Below are 6,165 nucleotides of genomic sequence, written 5' to 3'. Positions count from 1 at the left end.
TTTTTTTAAGCTCATGGTTGATAAAGGTGCCTCAGATTTGTTTTTTAGTGTTGGAGCTCCCCCCAATATTAAAATTGAAGGGATCACCTCACCTATTGGTCAAGTTCCTATTAAATCTCATCAAATGTCTGAAATTGTTTTATCCATTTTGAATGATCAGCAGCAAAAAGAATTTGAGGCTAAGATGGAGCTCAATATGGCTTTTTCCTTGAATGGGGTAGGTCGCTTTAGAATTAATTTATTTAGGCAGCGCGGTGAAGTGGCTATGGTTGTTCGCTATATAAAAGGCGAAATACCTTCAATAGAAGAGTTGAATTTACCTCAAATTTTAAAATCTTTGGTTTTAGAACTACGCGGTTTGGTATTGGTTGTAGGTTCCACTGGCTCAGGTAAATCAACGACATTGGCGGCGATGATTAATCATCGTAATGAACATCATAGAGGACATATTTTAACAATTGAGGATCCTATCGAGTATATGCATGAGCATAAAAAATCGATAGTTGATCAGCGGGAAATCGGCATCGATACCTTAAGTTATGATAATGCATTGAAAAATGCGATGAGGGAAGCGCCAGATGTCATATTAATTGGTGAAATCCGTGATCTCAACGCTATGAAGCATGCCATCGCTTATGCAGAAACAGGACATTTGTGCATTTCTACTTTGCATGCGAATAATGCCAATCAGGCTTTGGATAGAATTATTAATTTTTTCCCCGATGAAGCAAAACAACAGATATTAACGGATTTGTCGCTTAATTTAAAAGCAATTATCTCTTTACGCCTAATCCCAGGGATAACAAATCAACGGGTTGCTGCTGTAGAGATTTTAATTAATTCTCCTTATATCTCTGATCTGATTGAAAAAGGTAAAATTGATGATATCAAAGAGACTATGGCAAAAGGAACGGAATATGGGATGCAGACTTTTGACCAAGCTTTATTTAATTTGTATAGAGAAGGGAAAATTACTAAAGAAAATGCCATTAAATATGCGGATTCAAGAAATAATGTAGGGTTGCAAATTCGGCTGAGAGAGGAAAAGAGCTTCGATAGTCAAGATGATAATTTAAAAATACAACCTGATGATTCGGATAAGTTATAGAATAATGTATTTTAATTTTTTAGTGCATTATGTTAAAATAATGAACTATTTTTCTATTTTTCCGAATCATGTCAAAAATATATAATATTAATGATATTTATCTTGGGGCTCCTTCTTTTTCTGGGCATGAAGTATACCTTAATGCGATTCATTATCCCTCCAGTAATACCCAAAACAGTTTAAGAGTTATTTATAAAAAAAATAAGCATAGCAATCCTAATTTATCTCGTATGGAAGTTGCTTTTAGTCAGTTGGCCAAACTATTTATGGATAGGGGGCTCACGTCATTTCAGAAATTGGTAATTAATGATGATAAAAAGATCGAGGGGTTGGTAGTGCAACATCTCAATTATGTTATCAATAACAAGGAAGGATTAGAGCAGCCATTTTTTGTTTTAAATAACCCCAAAACTGGGTGTCAATGTGCAGAAAAGAAAGTGGATACTCTCGATAATATCCCTTTTTATTTTTTAGATAAATTGCCTCAGCAGTTTTTTAATAAGTTATTAGCAGCGGAAAAAAATAACGAATTGAGCATTGATTATGCTTCTTTGGCCAGTATTTTAGCCAGCTCATATACTTTGGAAGAGGATGATTTGCATAAAGGAAATTTTGGTTTTTATCTGATAAAGAAAAATGGGAAGCCTCATGTCGTATTTTTCAAAATCGACCATGATCTCATGTTCGTTGACAGTATTATGTCGTTTTGCACAAGAAGATTTTTTCATTTGTTTAGTGACAGGAGTGCTTTTGATATTACTGCAAAAGATTTGTTGAATTTTCCTAATTTAATAGATTCTGCTAATAGTTATTGGCCAACTAAGACCAGCATTTTTTTTAAGCCTTGGGCTAATAAAGATTATCGTAGTTATGCCGAAATTCGAGCTTTTGCTAATTTAGCGCAAGTGGATGAATTTAATAAAGCAAAATGGAGGGCTTTTTATAAGCATATTTTAATTTCTCAGTCGCTAATGGAAACAACCTTGAAAGACTGTTTTAATGAGAACGATCCTTCTGATAGGGCACATATTGCCTTAGTAACGCATGCTGCATTGACCAGACAGTCACGTTTAAGAGCAATGCTGTTTTCATTAAAAGAATTTCGTGATTTTGTTCATTCCCTGAGTGATACAGACCATGATTCATTATGCAATGACATTATTGATAATTTACCTGAAGAGGATAGAGCATTCTTTAAAAAGGAAATTAGTCAATCACTAGCGGATAACCAGAAAATTTTGCAGTCGAATGTTGTTGAGGATGGTGATACGCCACTACATATTGCCATTAAATTGGGAGATTATCGCTATGACGAAACGATTAGTATGTATGGTCAATTTACTAATACTAAGAATCGTTCAGGAAAAACCCCTTTAGATATCGCTTTGCAGATGGTAGAAAAAACAGAAATTCACTTTGCTGCGGATATTTGTAAGGACCTGCGTTTTACTATGAAACATTTATTGGCGAATGGGGCGCATAAGACAAAACAGTTCAGAGAATTCAATAAAACTGAACGCATAGAATTCTATGAGTTTAAAACTTTGCATTTGAATAAGGCCAGGAAGGCAGAAAACTATTTTGAATTGCAAAAAGTGCTTGGCGATATTGGTGAAAACCATAGCTTTTGTTTGAAATTCAAAAAGAAACTGGCGGTGCATTGTATTTCAGAATTTATCAATACCAATCAAAATAATCCTAATCTCCGAGGAATACTAATAAAATTAAAAAAAGCAGTCGATGGAAAAGGAGCAAGATTTGAAAATGCTCCTTTAATGTATATACGTCAGTTGAGAAGCAGGCTGTGGATTGTACGCCAAATAAGAGGGCTTTATGGGTGGTCTACAACTCAAGGTGAAATTGATTCCTTAATCGATAAGGAACTGATGCGTTTGAATATTGATAAAAAATTTAATTCATTTTTTGAGTGTGTGGACAAGTCCTCCTTCGAAGAACAGCCTTTAGATGACTTATTATTGGTACGCTAGCCATTTTGTTAACATCCTAGTATCTAGTATAAAGAGGCGGTATTACAATAGCATGCCGCCTCTTTATCGGACATATTTTTAAATTAATCCATAAATAATAGCAGAAATAGAGATGATACCCATTACAGTAATGAATGTATTACTGAGGCGATTGCCGTATTTTTTCATGGCTGGCACTTTGGCAATAGCATACATTGGCATGATGAATAGCAAGAGAGCGATGATTGGGCCACCTAATGTCTCTATCATTTTTAAGATATTAGGATTAATGGTAGCAACAATCCAACAAGTCAGGATCATAAAAATTTCAATGGTGGTCTGTAGAGAATTTTTATTAATGGTTTTTCCTGTTGATTTTAATGATTTTACAATAATGCCACTTAAACCTTCTTTAGCACCTAAATAATGCCCAAGAAAAGATTTAGAGATAGCTATAAAAGCAATAATAGGGGCAATATAAGCCATGACAGGAGTATTAAAATGGTTCGCAAGATAAGACAAAATAGAAATATTTTGTTGTTTTGCTTGCATTAAATCTTGTGGTGACAAACTAAAGATACAACTAAAAACAAAAAACATCACGGACAAAACCATCATCAAGTGACTGTATTTCATGATCAGTGAACTTTTTTGATCGGCTTGATTTCCATACTGTTGTTTTTGGCTGACGGCAAAAGAAGAGATAATAGGTGAGTGGTTAAAGGAAAAGACCATAACGGGAATAATTAACCATAAGGTCATTAATAATCCATGCCCCCCATTAGCATGTAAGGAATTGCTTTGTATGAAAATAGAGCTATTCCAACTTGGAATTAAATAAAGGGATAACAGTAAGAGAATAGTGGCAAAAGGATAAACTAATAAGGACATGGATTTGACAATGATTTCCTGTCCAAATCGAACAATGGCCATTAATCCCAAGATTAATATGATGGCTAAAACAGCTCTGGGTGGTGTTGACACTCCCATTTGGTTAACTAGAAAGCTTTCAGTAGTATTGGTTATTGCCACACTATACATTAATAAAATAGGGTAAATGGCAAAGAAATATAGAGCTGTCAGTAGCTTGCCGGCAAAGGCACCGAAATGTTCTTCTACCACATCGGTGATGTCGTTGTGATTAGAAGAACCTGAAAGCACAAAGCGACATAAAGCTCGATGGGAATAATAGGTCATTGGAAAGGCCAGAAGTGCCATGATGATTAAAGGCCAAATACCATTAAGACCAGCATCTATGGGAAGAAAAAGAGTACCAGCGCCAATGGCTGTGCCATAAAGACTTAACATCCATATCGTATCTTGTTTTTTCCATTCTGAACGTTTTTCGTTGATTATAGGAGATACTGCTGCTGTCGATTCATTTAAAGACATGAAAAACATCCTCGTTTCAATGCTAGTATAAAAGTGTACTCTTTCATGTTGGTTAATATTAACACTACAAAGTCAATATTTCAACAATAACAACATAAATCATACCCAACAGAAATAAACAAAGCAAGAGATTAAGGATAAGATAAAATAAGGTGATTGCGACGCAGTTTGTTTAATTTTAATGTTCTCAATCTTTCTTAACAAGATGTTTAGTAGACATGTCGTATAATGCGATACCCTCAGTACTTGGAATTGGTTTATTCAATGGTGATTATTGTATCGCTTCCTTCCCAACCTTATATCCCTGTTGAATACGCTCATTCGCTTCATTACCAGCAGCTATCGCAGCATTAATCGCTCCAATTGAGGTTCCTACATACCAATGAGGATGGTATCCTGCTTCATTCAAAGCATGCAAAATACCTGTTTGATAAGCTCCTAAGGCACCTCCGCCCTGGAAGGTGCAGGCAATATGGCTATACTCTGGCTGCTTTCTTGATTTTCTAGTTTGAGCCATGGTTTATTACTCCATGAACCAACCATGACTGACTACTAATGATTGTCCAGTTAGAGCATTGGATTCAAAAGATGCAAAAAATAAAGCAGTTTGAGCTACATCGCCTGTTGTGGTGAATTCTCCATCTACCGTTTCCTTAAGCATTACTTTCTTAATGACATCCTCTTCGCTGATGCCAAGCTCTTTTGCTTGCTCTGGGATTTGTTTGTCTACAAGGGGGGTACGAACAAAGCCTGGACAAATGACATTGGCCCTTACTTTATGAGCAGCCCCTTCTTTCGCAACAACTTTACATAAGCCTAATAATCCATGTTTCGCTGTAACATAGGGCGCTTTCAGAAGAGATGCTTCTTTGGAATGAACAGAGCCCATGTAAATAATACTTCCCCCCTTACCAGAAGCATACATGTGCTTTAGGCAGGCTTTTGTAGTAAGAAAAGCTCCATCCAGGTGGATGGCTAACATTTTTTTCCAATCAGAGAAAGTAAGCTTATCCACTGCTTCAATAATTTGAATACCGGCATTGCTGACTAAAACATCAATACCCCCAAAGTGATCAGCAACTTTATCGACGCCTTGATTGACTTGATTTTCATCGGTCACATTCATTGCTACTGCCATCGCTTGGCCACCTGTTGATTTAATTTCCTCAGCTACACTGTTGGCTTGCTCAAGATTTAGATCCGCAATGGCAACTTTTGCACCTTCTTTTGCATAGACTATTGCGATTTCTTTACCTATTCCGCTTGCTGCACCAGTAACAATAGCAATTTTATTTTTGAGTTTCATAGCTACAATCCTTGTATTTATTTTTCTATTCATGATTATAGCAATGGATTTTTTATAATGCGTTATGATTAATAAAATTTTGGTTGTTTTATTAGGATGGTAAATGACAGCACTATCTTCATCTTTTAGTTGATAATCAAAACAAGCTTTCAAGGTTTGTTTTAAGTCGAGGGGTAAAAGATTAACAACCAGATTTAGATGATTTATTGTTCTGTCTACTCCCAGTACATTGGTGTTTTTTATAAGGAGGCTGGCAATATAACTTAGAAGGCTATAAGTAATAGCTTCTGCCGCCAAGTCCAATTATCTGTGTAATCATTTTAGTAACCGTTATTAAAAATTGACATTAGCTAATTGTCAATGAGCTTAAAAATTGACTACAATATGCAATT

The 6,165-nt window shown here is 35.5% G+C and carries 5 protein-coding genes; 2 read left to right on the top strand and 3 right to left on the bottom strand.

What is annotated here, in order from left to right; all coding sequences use genetic code 11:
- Both OK13_RS04955 and ankK read left to right on the top strand, forming a co-directional pair.
- On the top strand, positions 1–1,108 hold a 1,108-nt coding region (locus OK13_RS04955; RefSeq protein ID WP_081964870.1), incomplete at its 5' end, for a PilT/PilU family type 4a pilus ATPase.
- A gap of 68 nt (positions 1,109–1,176) precedes the next feature.
- On the top strand, positions 1,177–3,096 hold the full coding sequence (gene ankK / locus OK13_RS04950) for a Dot/Icm T4SS effector AnkK/LegA5 (protein ID WP_035888279.1): 1,920 nt from the start codon (positions 1,177–1,179) through the stop codon (positions 3,094–3,096).
- 78 nt (positions 3,097–3,174) lie between these two features.
- Here ankK and OK13_RS04945 read toward each other — a convergent pair whose 3' ends face one another.
- From OK13_RS04945 to OK13_RS04935, 3 genes are all read right to left on the bottom strand, one after another.
- Positions 3,175–4,467, bottom strand: a complete 1,293-nt coding sequence (locus tag OK13_RS04945) for a serine/threonine transporter (protein ID WP_035888277.1) — start codon at positions 4,465–4,467, stop codon at positions 3,175–3,177.
- Between the two features lie 271 nt (positions 4,468–4,738).
- Positions 4,739–4,984 carry a patatin-like phospholipase family protein gene (locus OK13_RS04940; protein ID WP_035888275.1) on the bottom strand — a complete coding sequence of 82 codons (246 nt, stop codon included), beginning with the start codon at positions 4,982–4,984 and terminating at the stop codon, positions 4,739–4,741.
- A 6-nt stretch (positions 4,985–4,990) separates the two neighbouring features.
- On the bottom strand, positions 4,991–5,773 hold the full coding sequence (locus OK13_RS04935) for a 3-hydroxybutyrate dehydrogenase (RefSeq protein ID WP_035888329.1): 783 nt from the start codon (positions 5,771–5,773) through the stop codon (positions 4,991–4,993).
- Positions 5,774–6,165 lie beyond the last annotated feature (392 nt).

This window comes from Legionella norrlandica, from assembly GCF_000770585.1.
Lineage (GTDB): Bacteria > Pseudomonadota > Gammaproteobacteria > Legionellales > Legionellaceae > Legionella > Legionella norrlandica.
The sequence above is the reverse complement of the archived record's forward strand: the minus strand, read 5'-3'. Positions and strand labels throughout refer to the sequence as shown.